Consider the following 18728-nt stretch of genomic DNA (forward strand, 5'->3'; position numbering starts at 1 on the left):
TTTTTCAATCCTAAGGATACAATTTCACATATTTCTTTTATAACTTCTGATAAATCATTATTTTTACAACTTCGACTGGTATTCTTTTGCATAGAGAAATTTGTAGTTATTTTTCCTCTAATATACTAAATACCAGTCTTTTAAACAAATAATTAACGCCTTTTTTTAAAGGTGTTTATCGATTTTTTTACTTTAAACAAGTTCAATGCTAAGCGCTCTCCCCCACGAAAATAAACTTTTCCGCAATAGACATATCCCAATTTTTCTGCTATTTTCAACATGGGCAAATTATCGAAATTGGTATCCATTTTTATACTGAAAATACCTTGTGAAACGGCATACGCTTCTATTTGTTGAAACAAAACTTTCACCAAACCTTTACCCAAAAAGCTTTCAGAAACCGCAACTCTATGGACCACTAAAAAATCTTGATGGCTGATCCACTGACCTTTTATTTCCTCATAAGCCGGCTCGAAATTCTTGATCAAAGCTGCATAAACTGCAACCTCATCACCGACCTGCAGCACAAAACCCCATTGATTGTCAATATCATTATCGACCGTTTCCGGATTGGGATATCCGTCTTGCCACTGCTGGCTTCCATCGTTTTTTCTTCTGATGATGGCTTGTGACAGTATTTTCCATATTGCTTGTGCGTCATCAGGATTGGCTGGTCTGAAAACTATTTCCTTTTCCATGGCTTATCGTTTTGAAATGCAAAAATCGGAATTCATTACAAATTCCGATTTTCTAATAGTAAAATTTAAAATTATGATAGAAATTATTTGGTGTCCATTAATTTTAGGGCTGTTCTAAATAATCATCAATAAAAGTGAATGCTTTTTGTTCGTCCAAAAGAGCAACTTTTATTTGATAGTATTCAAAATCATCGTCTTCATCTACTTTTTTTTCTACTTCAGTTGCGATGTTTTGTTTTTCCAATAGTTGAAGAATTTCTTCAACTTCTTTAGGATTATCGGTTTCGAATACATTTACTTTATCTTCCCTTTTCATATTTCATTTTCGTTTGATAAAAGTATAAATTATTTTTAATACAGCAAAATAATTTTACTTTTTTTATTAATTATTTTAAATATTCAATTATTTTAACAGTTTTACAATAAATTCAATTTTCTCATTTTCAACACACTATCGTGGTTTTATGACACCAAAAAAAAATACAATAATTTTTGCATCGACGGATGTGAAAAACAAATGGATCTAACCATTCTATAAATTATTAAAATCTTATTTTATCAATAAAAAAACAGTCGAAATTTAATATTTATAAAAAAATAATAGCATATTTTTGCATTAACCAAATATTTAACCCCAATGAATCGAAAGCAAATCCAAAGAAAACATTATTACAGATTGATCCTTATTTCCTTTGCGATTGGTTGCATAACCGCTGCTTTAGCCTATTCTTTGAAACTTTTAACCGAACATTCCGAAGAGTTTATCTTTCATTTGGCTCATCAATACCACACTATTAGCCTTATATTTCTACCAACAATTGGGATAACCGCCATTTATTTTCTAAGGAAATATCTTTTTCAAAATCGAAAGAATAAAGGGATTGCCGAAATTTACAAAACGGTAGATCAAAGAAAAGATCATTTGCCATTTTTCAAGATTCCATCGCACTATCTCAACGGATTTTTAACCGTAATTTTTGGAGGTTCAACTGGGATTGAAGTTTCTACAGTTGTGGCTACAGCAACCGTTGGAAATGCCTTTTACGAAAAAAGTTTTACCGCCAATGTGTACAAGTTGGAGCTGATCTGTGCCGGTGTATGCGCCGGGATTTCTATTTTATTTGGCTCTCCATTGGTGGGTTGGTTGTTCGCCTTGGAAGTGATTGCAAGAAAAGTGAATAAAACACTTTTTATCAGTTGTACGACTGCTGCATTTGCATCTTGGTTGGCACTTTATTTATTTCCCACAAAGCCCATCATTTCTACACCCATTGGCGATTGGACTTGGGTTGCACTTCCTTTTATGATTGTGTTGAGCCTAATTTCGGGACTTCTTTCGGCTTACTTTACTTTATTGGTTGTTCATATTAAAGATTTCTTCAACCAAATTAACAACAACTTTTTGAGGGTAAATTCCGGAGCCATTTTGGTAGGTATCCTGTTGTTCTCTTTTCCATTTTTGTACGGCGACAGCTATCATTCACTCAACGAAATTTTCAAAAATCCGTACCAAAATTCCATACTTTTCTTACTTATTTTGGCGTTGCTAAAGCCCATCGCATCTTCACTAACTTTAGGTGCAGGTGGCGATGGCGGAGTTTTCGCACCAAGTATTGTTGCAGGAGCTTATCTTGGAGTTGCTTTCACTTTGATGTGTAATTCTATTTTTGGGACGAATCTCAACCCGTTAAATTTTGCTTTGATTGGTGCCGCCGCAACATTGTCCACCTCCATTTATGCGCCACTCACCACACTTTTTTTAATTTGCAATTTGGTCCCTAACGGCTTCAACTTGGCGTTTCCAATCTTGGTGGTAAGTTTTATTTCAAAATTATTTACCCAAAAATTCATCCTACCCTACAATGTTTATACTTACCTTAGTAAGCCTACAAAATAGAATAAAAAAACCGTCTCATAACACAATGAAACGGTTTTTTTGTACTCCTTTCAACAGGAATTTAAGATCCATTATTTAAAAATAACACGATTTTTTATTGAATTATTTTTTTCCAGCGTCCCATTCAATTTTTTTAGCTTCTTTTAGTTTTTCAATCATTTTGTTGGTAACCTCAGCTTTTGCCACGCGGATCGGCACAACTACTTTAGAGTTTTCCCATTCTACCGTCATGTCCAATTGATCGTCTTTTGCTGGATTTAGTTCAATTGTAAACCATTCCATAGTCTGTGGCAATTTTTGAACAGGAACATCGATATCGGTAACATTCAGCTTGTCGTTGTATCCATAAGCGCCCCATTGCTGAGAATCTTTATTCAAAATTAATTTCCATGATTGTGCTTGAGGTACGATAAACAAAGCATAAGTCCCTGCAGGAACTGTTTTACCACCAAAACTCACCTCTTGTCCAAATGTTATTTTGGTTGATGAATTGGCACCCGTTCTCCACACTTCGTTGAAGGGAACTAGTTTTCCGAAAATTTCTCTGCCTTTTACGCCCGGTCTTCCGTAATCTACACTTACTTTGGATATGGAAAATTGATGTTCAATTTTATGTCTGGGACTAGCTGCAGGCACTGAATAATCCTGAGAAAATGCCAATGAAGAAATCCCCAATGCTAGGGTTAAAATATACTTTTTCATAATTTTAAAATAATTTGAGGCTAAAATTAATCAAAATTTACAGATATATGCCTTGGGTTGATATAATTCATGATAGAAATCTGAGAAATACCCCTCGTATGAAAGTGCACGATTTGAAAGTGCACTTGTAATAGATTTATATATTTGTATAAAATTATTTTTTGTGACCAAAGTACTCATCATAGACGACGAAGAAAAATTAAGAAGCCTCCTTGTAAAAATAATATCTCTGGAAGGTTTTGAAGTATGCCAAGCATCAACCATAAAATCGGGGCTAAAACGATTGGAGTTAGCAGATATTGATGTGGTAATTTGCGATGTTAAACTCCCGGATGGCAATGGAGTAGAAACGGTTAAAGAAATAAAAAAACTTTATCCAGCACTAGAAATCATCCTACTTACGGCATTTGGAAATATTCCGGATGGTGTTTTGGCCATAAAACATGGAGCTTTCGACTACATCACCAAAGGAGATGATAACCACCGCATTATTCCCCTGCTCTATAAAGCTCAAGAAAAGGTAAATCAAAACAAAAGAATTGAAAAACTGGAACAACAGCTGACCAAGAAATATACTTTTGAAAATATTATAGGCCAATCCAAATGTTTGCAAAATGTAATTTCTTTAGCTCAAAAAGTTGCAAATACAGACACCACGGTGCTTCTAACTGGAGAAACCGGAACCGGGAAAGAAGTTTTTGCACAAGCCATACACCAATCCAGTGGCAGAAACAAAGGAAATTTTGTAGCCATCAACTGTTCGGCATTCAGTAAAGATCTTTTAGAAAACGAACTTTTCGGACATAAATCTGGAGCATTTACAGGGGCAAACAAAGATCAGATGGGCTTGTTCGAAGAAGCAAATAACGGCAGCATTTTCTTAGACGAAATCGGTGAGATGCCTTTGGAACTACAGGCAAAAATTTTGAGAGTTTTAGAAACCGGTGAGTTTCTTCGTGTGGGCGATACCAAACCTAGAAAAGTTAATATCCGAATTGTTGCTGCTACCAACAGAAACCTGGAAGAAGAAGTCGAAAAAGGAAATTTCCGAAGTGATTTGTTCTATCGACTTTCCGTATTCAGCATTGCTCTACCTGCTTTGCGGGAGCGAAAAGAAGATATCCCACTTTTGGCAAAATATTATGCAGATATGTTTGCACACAAATCCAACAGAAAACAACTGCAACTGTCCCCCAAATTTATTGGCGCCTTACAAAATAACAATTGGAAAGGAAATATCCGTGAACTAAAAAACATCATCGAAAGAAGTGTTATATTATCCGATACCGATATTTTGGGAATTGAAAGCCTTCCACAAGAATTGCAATTTAACCCAACAATGGGCAAATCGCTTTCTGCCTTTTCTATGGCCAGCGCAGAAAAACTGCATATTCAAAAAATCCTCAATCATACCGGAGGCAACAAGGCCGAAACAGCCCGACTTTTAGAAATTGGCATTGCCACTTTGTATCGAAAGATTGATGAATACCAGATAAAATAAGCATTACAACCTGAACTTAATTCATGTACCCACGAAATATTTCGTGGGTATTTTTTTTGTATCAATATCATTTTGATAAACACCCCTTTCATTTTGATAGGCTTCCTACATTTCAAAAAATAATAAAATCAATTATACAACTTATAGCCAATGACTTACAACTTCTCATTCCGCAACGGAACATAATTTGGCATAAGAACCATGAACAAAATTAAATAAAATGAGAAACCAGAACTCCCATTGGAATGAAAAGAAAATTCCTCCGTCCACAAGAAAAGGATTTACGCCATTTCACCTACTCGTCATCATCTATGCCATCCTCATCATTTTTGGTTTTTGCATACGATACAACAAAACCATTTTTAACACCTAAATTATGATTACCATTTTATTATTGATCGCAGGAAGACACCAACAACATCCTGAAAGCCAATTACAATACACTTTTGTATTCAAGAAATATGATCTTGGCTTTGGAAGACATGAAAAAAAATCCTCAAGTTGCTCTATTCAATTTTGAAAATAATTTAAAAAATCAAAGTAAAAACATTACGGAGGTTGGAGAAAAAGAGGCAACTCAATTGGTCTATCAACACTACCATCAACTAAGAAAAGACCTTGAAAATCCCCACTTGGTTTCCTCTGTACGAAAGGATCTCACCGAGCTGATGCGACTGAATATGGATGCCATAGAAAGGAAGAGTTTCATAGCCGAAGATACCGCACAAGATGCTATTGTTGTCATCTCTGTTGTTGGGACGCTTTGTTTCATTTTTGCATTCATACTCTTGGTAAATTTACCATCCAGTATTGCCGATCCCATAAAAGAACTTACCGAAAGTACAAAGCAAATTGCCAATCAGAATTATAAAAACAGAGTTCATTTTCAAAGCAATTCAGAGTTTGGAGATTTGGCCAATTCTTTCAATACCATGGCAGAAAAACTGGAAGAATATTCCGAAAGTAAACTGGAGAAAATATTAAAAGGCAAGAAAAGAATAGAAACGCTAATCGATAACATGCACGATCCTGTAATCGGGATAGATGAAGATAAAATTATTCTTTTTATAAATGAAGAAGCACTGATGATTAGTGGGTTAAAAAGAGAAGACCTCATTGGCAAACCCATTCAAAACATCGCTGTAAACAATGATTTGATCCGTGAAATCATTAAAGATATATTTCCAGATAAAGATCAAAAAAAGAATAATTCGCCACTGAAAATCTATGCACATAACAAAGAAAGTTATTTCGAAAAAGAAGTTATTAACATAAATATTGTACCAACAGGAGAACAAGACTCTCGTTTCATTGGACAAGTAATCATGCTCAGAAACATTACCGCCTTCAAGGAATTGGATCTTGCAAAAACCAATTTTTTAGGAACGGTTTCTCATGAATTCAAAACCCCAATTGCCTCCATACAACTGGGTACACAATTGCTTCAAAATCAAAATATTGGAAGTCTAAACACAGACCAGCGAGAACTTGTTTTGGGAATCATGGAAGATTCTAATCGGTTGTTGAAAATTACCCGAGAACTGCTCAACATAACGCAAGTAGAAAGTGGTGCGATACATATTGAACCTCAAATAACCACCATACAACCCATTCTAAAAGATGCTGTAGAAACGGTAAAATCTGTTGCTGAACAAAAAAACATAAGCATAAAAAGTCCAACCGTACAAGATGATATAAAAATAATGGCCGATGCTGAGAAAACATCGTGGGTGCTAACCAATTTACTCTCTAATGCCATTCGATATTCTTATGAAAATTCAGAAATCAATTTAAGAATTGATATAAAAGAAAATCAAGTCATTTTCTCTGTAAAAGACCATGGACAAGGAATGCAACAACAATATCTGGATCGTATTTTTGATAAATATTATAAAATCCCCGGTAATAAAAAAGACGGAACCGGTCTGGGACTAAGCATCTGTAAAGAATTTATAGAAGCACAAGGCGGAAAACTTTGGGTAGAAAGCAGCTACGGCGAAGGCAGCACTTTCTATTTCCAACTGCCACTTTGCACATAAAAAAACAGTCTGTTAGAATAGGACCTAACAGACTGTTTTTATCATTTTTCAAGAGACGAAATTTGTTAATGAACAAATTCGATCTTCCCGGTAGAAACCTGATAATAAGCTCCTACAATTTTTATTTCTCCTTGATCTTCCATTTGCTTTAGGACAGGACTTTTCTCACGGATTTGGTTCATGGTGTATCGAACATTGTTTTCAGAAACATGTTTTACATACTTTTCATTTTTTGTCGTTTTTTCAGCATCAAATGATGCGCTCATCTGTACAGCCGGTTTTAGCTTTTCCAACATCGGAGTGATGTTTCCCAATTTCACATCGTCAATCGCACCTTTTATGGCACCACAATGTTGGTGTCCCAGTACCATAACCAATTTGGATCCTGCAACTTTACACGAATATTCTATACTCCCCAACATATCTTCGTTGACAAAATTTCCTGCCACTCTCCCAACAAAAATATCTCCAATACCCTGATCGAATACATGCTCCACAGGAACACGACTATCGATACAGCTCAACACTACTGCCTTTGGATGTTGTCCGTAACTGGTCTTACTGATGTGCAGTTGGTGGTCTCTATCTATACCTTTTCCATTTTGAAATCGAAGATTACCGTCCACAAGATCCTTCAAAACCTGATCCGGACTTGTCTGGGTTTGTTTTTCTTTTGTCATCACATGATGTGTTGCATTTTCTTTTGATTTGCTTGTCTTTGCTGTAGAAACTTGTTGGCACGAAAGAATCGCAAGACCAATGAACAGTGCAGAAAGGGATTTTATATTCATAACTTTAATAATTGAAATTCATTTTCGGATATTTTTATCTTATTTTCAAACACAATTATGTGTTCAAAATTATTTGGTAAAAATAGTTTAGAAATCTATTGCATCACGATACAAATACATGATTTTTCTCCATACAATCTGCTAAAACAACATGATTTTTAGCATACCAATCATCAAATCCTCTCCTATTGTTTTCAAAAAACGCTGTGTTTGTACAAAAGTTAGAAAACAAGATTTATCGATAAAATTTCAAAACCAGCTTCCAGCAATATGCAAAAAAAAACCGTCCAAAAAGTTGGACGGCTCTCATAACTTATACTTTTAAAAAAATTACAATCCGATATCGGTTTTCACTTTCAATTTAGAAACGATGTCTTTCGGAATTCCATTTTTATTGAGCAAAATTCCAGTAGATTTAAACTGTACATACGGTTTAGAAACATAAAGATATCCTTTGTAATCGTTGGTAGCACCCCAAGAATTTTTCACGATATAATACTCTTTACCGCTTTGGTCTTTTGCCAATCCTACGATGTGCATACCGTGGTCGTCTGTTGTGGTAAGATCATTCAGACCTTCCTGACGCATTTCTTCGGTAATTTTTTTATCCGGTTTTGGCCCTTTAAAAAGTTCAGCTTTGGTTTTGGCATCGATCTCGTCCAAGTTGATATCCGGAACATAGGCTACCCCATTTTTATACGAAAAATACGGCTCCGAAACATCGGTTGCCCAACCTACGGTATATCCTTTTTCCAAAGCATAGTCGATAATTTTTGTAAGATCCGTCATCGGTACATTCCACATCATGTCGTGGCTCCAGTTATCCGGGATTGGGGTTACAAATTTTTCGTAATACGGATAATCTTTGTACGAAGTCAGCTCTACATAATCATCGGCATTGATGCCCACCACTTCTTTGGCAAACGATTTTGGGGTATATTTTTTTCCTTTGTACTCAAATTCTTTTGGATATTCGCCCAAATAACTGTCCATAATCGCATCGATGTTCGACAACCAATTTGGAGATAATTTTTTAGACGGATTTTTAGCATAGGTATCCAACATATTTTTTACCACGGCTTGCATTTCGGTAAAGTTGTTACGGCTCTGTCCAAACTGCAATCCGGTGTACACCTCTTGTGGTACAGCTCCGTATTTTTTATACATATTGATCACATCGTGCAACTCGCCTCCATCGCCCCAAGAGATGGCTCCACCAAACAAAACAAATCTTTTTGCTTTGTCGTGATATACATTTCTCGCCGTAAAAATCTCTGCAATATCCACAGGTTGCTTACCATTTTTGATCATTTCCGACTCCAAAAAAGAATTCCCGGAATACGACCAACAAGTCCCCGACGAACCCTGATCTTTAACATTGGTATTTCCGATTTCCTTTAGGATGGTAAATTTAAAATCCGGATTTTCCGAAACATTATTTTTTAGGCTGTTCACCAAATGATCTTGTGCCATTGAAAAAGTCCCCACAGCAAGCAAGGCCATCATCAACATTCTTTTTTTGTTCATAATTTTTAGTTGAAAATTTTACCGCACAAATTTAATCATCACAAGCATACAAACACGGTTTTTAATTAATTTTTAATCATATTTTTCAAAAAAATCCATAAAAATATCGCTTTTTTTGGGAGCATCAAGACGGATCCCCAATTCTCTACCCGTCCTATTGTCCGCTCTATCTTTTGTGCCAAGCCCTTTCCACAGCTTACAAAAGGATGCCGCTACCACCAGGGCTAGGATGTCTGGGCTTGCTTTGCTTCATCTTTTTCAAAATCGCACACATTGTCATAACCCAGAAATCAAACTCCATGTAAAACAAAAAATATTCAACAAAAACAGCTGACAAACGACATAAACCTTCAAAAAAAACATTTTTTTTCATATATTCGTAAACCTATAAGATTAGTGAAGATGGCTTACGACTTAGAAAAAGAAAACAAAGAGATCCTTGCTCGTTACAAAGACCTCATTTCCAGCACATACAGAACTCTCGATGAAGATCAAAACAAACTGATCCGAAAAGCATTCGACATTGCCTTGGATGCTCACAAAGATCAACGCAGAAAGACCGGCGAACCCTACATCTATCATCCCATTGCGGTAGCCAAAATTGTGGCTAAAGAAATTGGTTTGGGGGCAACATCCATCGCATGTGGACTTCTACACGATGTGATCGAAGATTCCGAATACACCTACGAAGATCTGGAAAAAATATTTGGAGATAAAATTGCAAAAATCGTTCAGGGATTGACCAAAATCTCCATCATGAACCACCAAAACATCTCCATACAAAGTGAAAACTACAGAAAACTTCTGCTCACCCTTTCAGAAGATTTCCGTGTGATCCTGATCAAAATTGCCGACCGACTTCACAACATGAGAACTTTGGAAAGCATGAGACCCGACAAGCAAATGAAAATTGCTTCGGAAACCGTGTACATCTACGCTCCACTTGCCCATCGTTTGGGGCTATACAACATAAAGTCCGAATTGGAAGACCTTTCCATGAAGTACAACAATCCGGATGTGTACACAGAAATTACAGAAAAATTAAAACACGATAGAGAGCTTCGCCAAACTTATATTGACGAATTTACCAAAGAAGTTTCCAGCCATCTGAAAGAAGAAGGGCTTCATTTCAACATAAAAGGTCGTGCAAAAGCCATTTCGTCCATTTATAGAAAAATGCAAAAACAAGGCGTCCCTTTCGAAGAAGTCTTTGACAATTACGCCATTAGGATCATTTATAAATCCGATGCCAAGAATGAAAAATTCATCGCTTGGAAAATTTATTCCATTGTCACCGACCTGTACCACAGCAATCCGTCCAGGATGCGAGATTGGATCACCCAACCCAGAGCCACAGGCTATGAAAGTTTGCACCTAACCGTTTTGGGTCCGGATAAAAGATGGATAGAAGTACAGATCCGATCCGAAAGAATGGACGATGTTGCCGAAAAAGGAGTTGCGGCACACTACAAATACAAGGAAGGTTTTAGGCAAAACTCCGACGATACCAATTTTGAATCTTGGGTATCCGAAATCCGTGAGGTATTGGAAAATCAACAATCCCTTTCCACCACCGAATTGTTGGACAACATCAAACTAAACTTATACTCCAAGGAAGTTTTTGTGTTCACCCCAAAAGGAGAAATAAAAATTTTACCAACCAATTCTACCGCTTTGGATTTCGCCTTTAGCGTACACTCGGATTTGGGATTTCATTGTTTGGGTGCCAAGGTCAACGGCAAGCTGGTACCGATCTCTTATGTTTTACAAAACGGTGACCAGATCGACATTCTGTCTTCAAAAAATCAGAAACCAAAATTGGATTGGTTAGAATTTTTAGTAACTTCCAAAGCCAGAGCGAGGATAAAAACCTACCTGAATACCGAAAAAAACAATCTCGTATCCGAAGGAAAAGAAATCCTACAAAGAAAACTGCGCCATGCCAAATTGCCCTACAACGACAAGGAGATCAATAAAATGCAAAAGTTCTTTGGTTTCAAAACCTCACAAGACCTTTTCATGGGCTTCCAAGACGGCAGTTTGGATGCGTCGGATATCCGAAAATATGTGGAGCACAGCAAAAATGTGCTGAACAATATCTGGACCAGAATTAGAAAATCGCCCACTAAAAATACCGCTTTTGAAGAACAACCCAAAGAAAATCTGGACATGATTGTCTTTGGAAAAGATGAGGAAAAACTCAACTATTCCTACGCAAAATGCTGTACGGTAATTCCTGGTGATAAAATTTTTGGATTTATTACCATTTCCGAAGGCATCAAAGTACACAACGACAATTGCCCGAATGCCATCAACCTAAGAGCTCAATACGATTATCGGGTATTAACAGCCAAATGGGTGAACGAGGAAAGCTTTAAAAATCGTGTTAAAGTTGACATTGAAGGTTTGGATAGAATGGGCATGATCTCCGACATCACCCAAGTCATCACCAACTCCATGAGCATGGACATGAAGAGCATGTCCATTGCATCCAACGATGGTATCTTTACAGGAACCATAATTTTGGAAGTTAAAAATAAATTACAGTTGGAAGAAACCATCAAAAAATTAAAAACCGTAGCCGGAATTAACAAAGTCATCCGCTCTTAACTATACCACATGAAGATCAGCCGATATTTTAGCCAATTTTTTCACAACTCCCAATCGTCTGGGATTGTACTCCTTGTCTGTGTTTTTATTTCCTTATTGCTGGCCAATTCGTCTTTGGGCACCTTGTTTCAGTCGCTTTTGGATACAGAATTGGGTAACGAAAGCCTGCACTTAAAATACCCTGTAAGCATCTGGATCAACGATGGTTTGATGGCCATTTTCTTCCTATTGGTCGGACTGGAAATAAAAAGAGAATTGGTAGAAGGCGAACTTTCTAACTTAAAAAATGCCTCACTTCCGATTTTTGCTGCAATAGGCGGCATGGTTATCCCTGCCGTTATCTACATGTTTTTCACCCAAAATACAGAATACGCCAACGGATGGGGAATTCCGATGGCTACCGATATAGCATTTTCTTTGGCAATCATTTCCATGTTGGGTAATAAGGTTCCGGCTGCTGTCAAAATTTTTCTAACGGCACTGGCAATCGTCGATGATTTGGGAGCAATCTTGGTTATTGCACTGTTTTATTCGGAAAAGCTTGAGACTTCTTACCTTTTTATTTCACTGGGAATTTTTATTCTGTTGCTTTTGCTGAATTTTTTTAAAGTTAAAAAACATATTTTTTACATCATACCGGGAATTTTTCTTTGGTACTTCATGCACCACAGCGGTATTCATGCTACCATTGCCGGCGTTTTGTTGGCCTTTACCATACCGTGCAACACATCCGAAACTGAAATTTCGCCCTTAGAAAAATTAGAAGAAAAGCTGCATTTGCCGGTTAACTTTCTCATCATGCCCATTTTTGCTCTTGCCAATACCAACATCAGTTTTCACAAAGGCATGGTCGATCATTTAGCAAGTCCCTTCAGTTTAGGAATTATTTTGGGATTGTTTGCCGGTAAGGTCATGGGCATCAATCTATTTTCTTTTATTGCCATCAAATTAAACATCTCACAGCTGCCCGACAAAAGCACTTGGACTCATTTGATCGGAGCCGGTCTATTGGCCGGAATTGGCTTTACCATGTCCATTTTTATTGCCGTTATCTGCTTCAAAGATCCCATCATTCAGGACGAAGCCAAATTTGCCATCTTGATTGCGTCCATCGTTTCTGGTTTTGCCGGATACAGCCTTCTGAATGCGTTAGCAAAAAGAAAAAGAAATTCTTAATATCGATGTGAAATTCATTTCAATACAAAAAACAAACAGATTCTTGGTCTTTTTTTGTTAGATTTGTTTTTATAAAACTCTAAGTACATTACTAAAATTGTAACTTAAAAACAATCAGTTCATTAAACCACACAGCCCATCGTGTATACAGGAATAAGATTGTATAACTGCACTTAGTATCTGTCAAAGACGGAAATCTTATGCGTGCAATTACTTTTTATTTTTGCAAAAAGCGACACTTCCTTTGTGACCATCCCGAAAAATCGGGACAAGTTGTGGTTTTTATTAAGTTATTTTTTGTCATGCATTAAAAAATTCGAACATGTTAAGAAACACCCTAACCGAAGAAAATTATCTGAAAGCTTTTTTTCATCTTGCCAACGAGAAAAACGAAGTGAGTGTAAATGAAATCTCTAAATTTCTGAATGTAAAAATGCCAACGGTAAACAACATGATGAAAAAATTTGCCGAAAAAAAATGGATTGTTTACGAAAGTTACAAACCCATAAAAATAACAGAATCGGGAAGAAAAGAAGCGGCTTTGGTGGTGAGAAAACACCGTTTGACAGAAATGTTTTTGGTAAAAAAAATGAACTTCGGCTGGGAAAATGTTCACGAAATTGCTGAACAACTGGAGCATGTGCACTCCCCTATTTTCTTTGATAAAATGGACGAGTTGTTGGACTTTCCAAAGATGGATCCTCATGGCGAACCCATTCCGGACAAGGATGGAAACATCATTTCTCAGGATTTTGTAAAACTAAGCCAATGCAAGTTAAAGTCTAAAGTTATTTTCTCTGCTGTGACCACCTCCGAAGACGATTTCCTAACCTATCTGAACGAAAGAAACCTAAAACTGGGACAGAAATTAGAAATTGAAAAAATTGAAAAATACGACCTGTCCATGATCATAAAAATAGAAGACAGAACCGAAACTTTGAGCCACATGGTCTGCGAAAAACTTTTGGTAAAACTATAAACAACACAGCATCTTACACAACAAATGAAATACAAAAACATCCGAGAAGAAGAACTCAAAAATAAAGTCGGGGCAGACTGGTTTAAAAATTTCGACACCACTGAAATCATTGGCAATATCGATTTTTCTGTTTTTCCAAAACTAGATAGTTTATTCGGCAGAACGCCACTCCTTTGGGCAGAAGCCAAAACCGGGAATTACGATGTAACCACCATGTTTGTACAACTCATCCTGACGATTGGCAAAGCCAGAACCTTCGACAAAACCCTGCCTCCTGCATTTCTCGGGGCTTTCGACTTCAAAAAAATGGCGTTTGTATCTTACATCAGCATTCAGGATATTTTTTACCTTAACGATTTCAATTGGAATGTAACGCCCAGCAATCACGACACCAAAGAGTTTCAACTCATCAAAGACCGTGTAGAAGCCATCCTGAAACAAAGTACCTCGGTTTACGATTATCAAAAAGACGAAAAAGAGCTCAAATTCTTCATCGCCAATAATATTGCCAAAGCCACAGAAACCGCCAAAATAAAAATCGATAAAAACAACTTTATCCCCATCTACCTCCGTTGGTTAGAGTTTGTAAAACCCAATATAGAAGTCAATTGGGACGAGCTGAAAAAAGCCAACATCCTGGACAGCGATTTCTATCTGGCTGACCTTTTTGTGGACGACAGAAATACCCATAACATAGATGACGACCTCACCATCCGGGACAATCTCTTTGTCATCTACCAAAACCAAGGCTACAAGATAGCCAAAGAAAACATCAAGCAGATGTTTGATGCCACCATTACCATCCGCAACAAGGACGGCTACCAACAGTTTTGGAAAAGATACAAAAGACCGCCCATCAAAGCGTATCAGGAATATATTATCGAACGCCGAGACTTGCTGGTACCCCAAGATATTAGAGAACGCAAAGGGGCTTTCTTCACCCCAAGGCAGTGGGTTGAACTTTCCCAAAAATACCTCACCGATTATTTGGGCGAAAACTGGCAAGACGATTATTACATCTGGGATTGTGCCGCCGGAACCGGAAATCTACTGGCAGGTCTTACCAACAAGTATAATATTTATGCCAGTACGCTGGACCAAGCCGATGTTAATGTGATGCACGAGCGGATAGACCACGGTGCCAACTTGTTGCAAAAAAATGTCTTTCAGTTTGATTTCTTAAACGATGATTTTAGCCCCGTTTCCAAAGGTGGGAAAATGCCCGATTCTCTGTTCGATATCATTAATAATACAGAAAAAAGAAAAAAATTAGTGGTCTATATTAATCCGCCGTATGCGGAAGCAGGAACAGGTCTAGGAAAGATGCACAAAAAGGATATTACATTAATTTTTGGAATAAATGAAAGATTAAAACCAATAATTGGTAATGCTGTAAACGAAATTTTTGCGTTGTTTATGGCTAGAATTTATGAAAAAATACCTAATTGTATTATCAGTCAATTTTCTAAAATGAAATTCATTAACGGTTCTAATTTTAAAAAATTTAAAGAATATTTCCTTGCCGATTATAAAGGTGGTTTTGTGGTACCGGCAGATACCTTTGATAATGTAAAAGGCAAATTCCCTATTGGTTTTACCATTTGGAATACTTCCGAAAAAGTAAAAATGGATACCATTATTACCGATGTATTTTCCAAAAATGGCGAATACAATACAACTAAAGGATTTTATGGTAATTTATCAAAAGGAATAAACCAATGGATAAATAAATTTCAAGATAAATCTAATTTGAATATAGGTTTTCTTGATTGTTCAACTCCTGATTTTCAAAATAAAAATTATGTTTTTGTAGATAATTTAGAAAATGAAAAAAATGACCATAGATTTCATTTATATTTTTCAAAAAACAATTTATTAATTGGTGCTGTATATTTTTCAGTTCGTCATTGTATAGAAGCCACTTGGCTCAACGACAGAGATCAATTTTTATTTCCTAATGACGGTTGGCAGTCGGACACCGAATTTCAGAACGATTGTTTAGCGTTTACCCTTTTTCATGGACAAAACAGAATTACCAATAGCGAGGGCACCAACCATTGGATTCCGTTTACCGAGCAGGAAGTCAATGCCCAAGACAAGTTTGAAAGCGATTTTATGACTCGTTTTATAAAAGGTAAACTCCCTCAGTCGGAAGAAGCGTCTTTATTTGGAGAAACAAAGACCAACCATCAGCCTTTAGTATTTTCTCAGGAAGCCCAAGCGGTTTTTGATGCAGGAAGAGCACTTTGGTGTTATTATCATGCACAGCCCAATGCCAATGCCAACGCTAGTTATTACGACATCAGAGAACATTTCCAAGGCAGAAACGACAAAGGGAAAATGAACGCTAAAAGTACTGATGAAACTTATACCGAACTGAATGCAGCACTCAAAAACAAAATGGCGGTTTTGGCAGACAAAATAAAACCCAAAATTTATGAGTATGGATTTTTGAGGGAATAGTTTGAAACCTTTGGACGGTAACATTGCGAAAATCGAACACTTTCAGAATTATGGATTATTTTTTTTCAAAAATTAAAAAATAGGAAATTATCCGTCACACTTTGTTTCCTAAATAAGAAACTTCTATCTTTGTACAAAATATTCTTGAATGGATGATTACAAATTTCGAGTTAACTTTTTGGAGGAGGCAAAATCCTTTCTTGATGAGCTTGATGAAAAATCAAGAAATAAAATCATTTACAACATCTGGAAAGCAAGAAGTACGAATGACAAAGAACTTTTCAAAAAATTACAAGATGAAATTTGGGAATTTAGAACAAAATATAACAAAGCATATTATCGACTTTTTGCATTTTGGGACAAATCGGACAAACAAGATACGGTGGTAATTTCAAGTCATGGATTAATCAAAAAGACAGATAAAATTCCGAAAAGTGAAATTGAACGAGCAGAGAAATTAAGAGAGGAGTATTTTAACAAGAAAAGCAAGAAATAATGAAAACATATAGTTTAGATGAATTAACTGACCAATACATTGGAAAAAAAGGCTCAAAAAAAAGAGACGAATTCGAAAATGAACTTCGTTTGGATTTATTAGGTCAAGCCATAAAACAGGCTCGTCAAGAAAAAAAATTGACACAAGAAGAATTGGGTGACCTTGTTGGTGTAAAGAAGGCTCAGATTTCAAAAATAGAAAACAGTACAACTGATGCGAGATTTACAACTATTCTAAAGGTTTTTGAAGCTTTGGGCGCAAAAGTTCATTTTAATGTGGAAATTAACCATAAGAACCTTGCCTTATAACCATGCCGAAGGCACAACAAGAATTTTAAATAATACCTGCTACCGTTTTCTTGGAATCCCCCCTGAAAACTTACACATTATACAAAGAAAAAGCTACCCAAAAAGTCTGGACAGCTTTATTCTTTTGAAATGGATAAAAATTATTTTTTATTCATTGCAGCGGCTTTTGCTTTGTATTCAGCAGCTTTTGCTTCATTTTTTGTAGAACGATACAGATCGGCAAGCAACTCAACAACATCTATATTTTTGTTATCGATTTCGTACCATTTTTCTGCGTAAGGAAGGGTTTTAGAAAAACGATTTCTTCTTTCTTGCAACAATTTATTGAAGAGTTCTGTCTTACCCGCTTTTCTTGCAGTTTCGATATCGGCAACCGCTTTTTCATCATCACCCATGGCTAAGAAAGTAAGATTTTGCCAAGCACTCACCATTTTAGGATCCAGGTCCAATGCTTTTTTGAAAGAAGCTTCAGCCTCTGCAACCGTTGCAGGATTTTTACTTTGCAGAACACCTAAATTGTACCAATTGGTTTTGTCGTTCGGATTTTTGGCCACTTGAGCTTTCAAACTTTCTAAGAACTGATCGTTTTTCCCGGACTTGTAATAGACCACTCCTTGCAATTCTGATAATCGTGCATTGTTTGGGAATTTTTTCAATCCTTTGTCAATCAAAGCAATGGCTTCGTCATTTTTACCTGCTTCAATTAGCAATCTTACGGTTTCTTCGTAGATTTCCGGCTCTATACTTTTTGTTGTTTCCGTTTTGAAGTCTGAGTAATCTGCTGATTTTTTCAACATTTCCCAAGTTGTTTTATCGAAATTTTCAACTTTTCCCGCTTTATTTTTTGCTAAATAATTGGTTTCTACACCTGTATAACCGGAGTTCACCAATTGTTGCATGATTTCTAGGGCTTTGTCGTTTTTCTTAGCATAAGCATAGCTCAGCGCAGCGTTGTACAAAAACTGACCGTTGTTTTGTCCACCCACTTTTAGCAAGTAATAGGTTTCTTTAAATTTGTCTCCAGCTTTGTCATAATTTTTTGCATTGTAGGCATCCACAGCATCTTGGTTGGCTTTTTGCAAAAATGGATTGATCAATGCGTTTAGTTTTGGTAAAGTAGTCGGAGCATAACGATCTTCTTTCAAACCGGCAATTCCAGAGGCTTTAGCAGCTTCTTCTCCCCAATAGTACACTTTGTTTTTCTCTGCATCTTTTCCGGTATAGACTTTTTGTCTTGCCATTTCGGAAATTTTGGAAAGCATGGTAGCCCCTTCGGAAGTTTGTCCGGCAGTCATTAGCTCAAGACCTTTTACGAAATAATATTGCTCAAGAGTTTCCGGATCCAACAGATGAGTTTTCCCACCCAAGAGAGAGCTGGCTTCGTTAATTTTGGTTTTCGCTACCGTTGTTTCTCCACCTTCTAAAGCTTTGAAAGCCGCTTGTATTTCCTTTTTTTGTGCAAATGAAAAGCTGAAAGCTAATACCAATACACTTAGAACTATTTTTTTCATAAAAACTAAATTATCTTAAAAATTAAAAAA

Annotated in this window: 17 protein-coding genes; 10 read left to right on the plus strand and 7 right to left on the minus strand. The window is 36.5% G+C overall.

The genetic code is table 11. The features are described 5' to 3' along the window. Window positions 1–152 precede the first annotated feature (152 nt). Complete coding sequence (locus EIY84_RS03190; protein ID WP_124640445.1) at window positions 153–698, minus strand: GNAT family N-acetyltransferase; 546 nt, start codon at window positions 696–698, stop codon at window positions 153–155. 103 nt (window positions 699–801) lie between these two features. Further along, window positions 802–1014: a hypothetical protein gene (locus EIY84_RS03195; protein ID WP_124640447.1), complete on the minus strand. Its 213-nt coding sequence runs from the start codon at window positions 1012–1014 to the stop codon at window positions 802–804. Window positions 1015–1335: 321 nt separating this feature from the next. Between EIY84_RS03195 and EIY84_RS03200 the strand changes: the two genes are divergently transcribed. Next, on the plus strand, window positions 1336–2595 hold the full coding sequence (locus tag EIY84_RS03200; protein WP_124640449.1) for a chloride channel protein: 1260 nt from the start codon (window positions 1336–1338) through the stop codon (window positions 2593–2595). Between the two features lie 102 nt (window positions 2596–2697). Here EIY84_RS03200 and EIY84_RS03205 read toward each other — a convergent pair whose 3' ends face one another. After that, window positions 2698–3297 (minus strand): DUF2911 domain-containing protein, encoded by a 600-nt coding sequence (locus EIY84_RS03205; protein WP_124640451.1) that lies wholly within the window; start codon window positions 3295–3297, stop codon window positions 2698–2700. A gap of 163 nt (window positions 3298–3460) precedes the next feature. Here EIY84_RS03205 and EIY84_RS03210 point away from each other — a divergent pair, with 163 nt between their 5' ends. The 3 genes from EIY84_RS03210 to EIY84_RS03215 all read left to right on the plus strand — a co-directional run bounded on the left by EIY84_RS03210 (window position 3461) and on the right by EIY84_RS03215 (window position 6837). Next, window positions 3461–4798, plus strand: a complete 1338-nt coding sequence (locus tag EIY84_RS03210; protein ID WP_124640453.1) for a sigma-54-dependent transcriptional regulator — start codon at window positions 3461–3463, stop codon at window positions 4796–4798. A gap of 220 nt (window positions 4799–5018) precedes the next feature. Beyond that, window positions 5019–5171: a hypothetical protein gene (locus tag EIY84_RS11790; RefSeq protein ID WP_164472004.1), complete on the plus strand. Its 153-nt coding sequence runs from the start codon at window positions 5019–5021 to the stop codon at window positions 5169–5171. 109 nt (window positions 5172–5280) lie between these two features. Continuing rightward, window positions 5281–6837, plus strand: a complete 1557-nt coding sequence (locus tag EIY84_RS03215) for a HAMP domain-containing sensor histidine kinase (protein WP_241154721.1) — start codon at window positions 5281–5283, stop codon at window positions 6835–6837. Between the two features lie 65 nt (window positions 6838–6902). Here the strand turns inward: EIY84_RS03215 and EIY84_RS03220 are convergent, their stop codons facing one another. The 3 genes from EIY84_RS03220 to EIY84_RS11795 all read right to left on the minus strand — a co-directional run bounded on the left by EIY84_RS03220 (window position 6903) and on the right by EIY84_RS11795 (window position 9528). Then, a complete protein-coding gene (locus tag EIY84_RS03220) occupies window positions 6903–7628 on the minus strand; it encodes a carbonic anhydrase family protein (protein ID WP_124640455.1) in 726 nt (241 codons plus the stop codon). 330 nt (window positions 7629–7958) lie between these two features. Next, window positions 7959–9155, minus strand: a complete 1197-nt coding sequence (locus EIY84_RS03225; protein WP_124640457.1) for a C1 family peptidase — start codon at window positions 9153–9155, stop codon at window positions 7959–7961. Between the two features lie 196 nt (window positions 9156–9351). Continuing rightward, the gene (locus EIY84_RS11795; protein WP_164472005.1) at window positions 9352–9528 is read right to left on the minus strand and encodes a hypothetical protein; all 177 of its coding nucleotides are present in this window, start codon (window positions 9526–9528) and stop codon (window positions 9352–9354) included. A gap of 29 nt (window positions 9529–9557) precedes the next feature. Here EIY84_RS11795 and EIY84_RS03230 point away from each other — a divergent pair, with 29 nt between their 5' ends. From EIY84_RS03230 to EIY84_RS03255, 6 genes are all read left to right on the plus strand, one after another. Continuing rightward, complete coding sequence (locus tag EIY84_RS03230) at window positions 9558–11765, plus strand: RelA/SpoT family protein (protein WP_124640459.1); 2208 nt, start codon at window positions 9558–9560, stop codon at window positions 11763–11765. 9 nt (window positions 11766–11774) lie between these two features. Then, window positions 11775–12941: a Na+/H+ antiporter NhaA gene (nhaA, locus tag EIY84_RS03235; RefSeq protein ID WP_124640461.1), complete on the plus strand. Its 1167-nt coding sequence runs from the start codon at window positions 11775–11777 to the stop codon at window positions 12939–12941. A gap of 322 nt (window positions 12942–13263) precedes the next feature. Further along, entirely contained in the window at window positions 13264–13920 is a 657-nt protein-coding gene (locus EIY84_RS03240) for a metal-dependent transcriptional regulator (RefSeq protein ID WP_124640463.1), read from the plus strand. 24 nt (window positions 13921–13944) lie between these two features. After that, on the plus strand, window positions 13945–16383 hold the full coding sequence (locus EIY84_RS03245; protein WP_124640465.1) for a hypothetical protein: 2439 nt from the start codon (window positions 13945–13947) through the stop codon (window positions 16381–16383). A gap of 148 nt (window positions 16384–16531) precedes the next feature. Next, window positions 16532–16879 (plus strand): type II toxin-antitoxin system RelE/ParE family toxin, encoded by a 348-nt coding sequence (locus EIY84_RS03250; RefSeq protein WP_124640467.1) that lies wholly within the window; start codon window positions 16532–16534, stop codon window positions 16877–16879. Then, complete coding sequence (locus EIY84_RS03255; protein WP_124640468.1) at window positions 16879–17187, plus strand: helix-turn-helix domain-containing protein; 309 nt, start codon at window positions 16879–16881, stop codon at window positions 17185–17187. Before EIY84_RS03250 ends, EIY84_RS03255 begins: the two co-directional genes overlap by 1 nt. A 140-nt stretch (window positions 17188–17327) precedes the next feature. Here EIY84_RS03255 and EIY84_RS03260 read toward each other — a convergent pair whose 3' ends face one another. Further along, entirely contained in the window at window positions 17328–18698 is a 1371-nt protein-coding gene (locus tag EIY84_RS03260; RefSeq protein ID WP_124640470.1) for a tetratricopeptide repeat protein, read from the minus strand. Window positions 18699–18728 lie beyond the last annotated feature (30 nt).

Source organism: Amniculibacterium aquaticum (genome assembly GCF_003852705.1).
Taxonomy (GTDB): Bacteria; Bacteroidota; Bacteroidia; order Flavobacteriales; family Weeksellaceae; genus Amniculibacterium; species Amniculibacterium aquaticum.

What these genes read in the sequence shown, in the direction of transcription:
- EIY84_RS11790 (WP_164472004.1), top strand. Translation starts at nt 5,019, where the DNA reads ATGAGAAACCAGAACTCCCATTGGAATGAAAAGAAAATTCCTCCGTCC.
- EIY84_RS03205 (WP_124640451.1), bottom strand. Translation starts at nt 3,297, where the DNA reads ATGAAAAAGTATATTTTAACCCTAGCATTGGGGATTTCTTCATTGGCA.
- EIY84_RS03195 (WP_124640447.1), bottom strand. Translation starts at nt 1,014, where the DNA reads ATGAAAAGGGAAGATAAAGTAAATGTATTCGAAACCGATAATCCTAAA.
- EIY84_RS03230 (WP_124640459.1), top strand. Translation starts at nt 9,558, where the DNA reads ATGGCTTACGACTTAGAAAAAGAAAACAAAGAGATCCTTGCTCGTTAC.
- EIY84_RS03260 (WP_124640470.1), bottom strand. Translation starts at nt 18,698, where the DNA reads ATGAAAAAAATAGTTCTAAGTGTATTGGTATTAGCTTTCAGCTTTTCA.
- EIY84_RS03215 (WP_241154721.1), top strand. Translation starts at nt 5,281, where the DNA reads ATGAAAAAAAATCCTCAAGTTGCTCTATTCAATTTTGAAAATAATTTA.
- nhaA (WP_124640461.1), top strand. Translation starts at nt 11,775, where the DNA reads ATGAAGATCAGCCGATATTTTAGCCAATTTTTTCACAACTCCCAATCG.
- EIY84_RS03245 (WP_124640465.1), top strand. Translation starts at nt 13,945, where the DNA reads ATGAAATACAAAAACATCCGAGAAGAAGAACTCAAAAATAAAGTCGGG.
- EIY84_RS03220 (WP_124640455.1), bottom strand. Translation starts at nt 7,628, where the DNA reads ATGAATATAAAATCCCTTTCTGCACTGTTCATTGGTCTTGCGATTCTT.
- EIY84_RS11795 (WP_164472005.1), bottom strand. Translation starts at nt 9,528, where the DNA reads ATGAAAAAAAATGTTTTTTTTGAAGGTTTATGTCGTTTGTCAGCTGTT.
- EIY84_RS03225 (WP_124640457.1), bottom strand. Translation starts at nt 9,155, where the DNA reads ATGAACAAAAAAAGAATGTTGATGATGGCCTTGCTTGCTGTGGGGACT.
- EIY84_RS03200 (WP_124640449.1), top strand. Translation starts at nt 1,336, where the DNA reads ATGAATCGAAAGCAAATCCAAAGAAAACATTATTACAGATTGATCCTT.
- EIY84_RS03240 (WP_124640463.1), top strand. Translation starts at nt 13,264, where the DNA reads ATGTTAAGAAACACCCTAACCGAAGAAAATTATCTGAAAGCTTTTTTT.
- EIY84_RS03250 (WP_124640467.1), top strand. Translation starts at nt 16,532, where the DNA reads ATGGATGATTACAAATTTCGAGTTAACTTTTTGGAGGAGGCAAAATCC.
- EIY84_RS03255 (WP_124640468.1), top strand. Translation starts at nt 16,879, where the DNA reads ATGAAAACATATAGTTTAGATGAATTAACTGACCAATACATTGGAAAA.
- EIY84_RS03190 (WP_124640445.1), bottom strand. Translation starts at nt 698, where the DNA reads ATGGAAAAGGAAATAGTTTTCAGACCAGCCAATCCTGATGACGCACAA.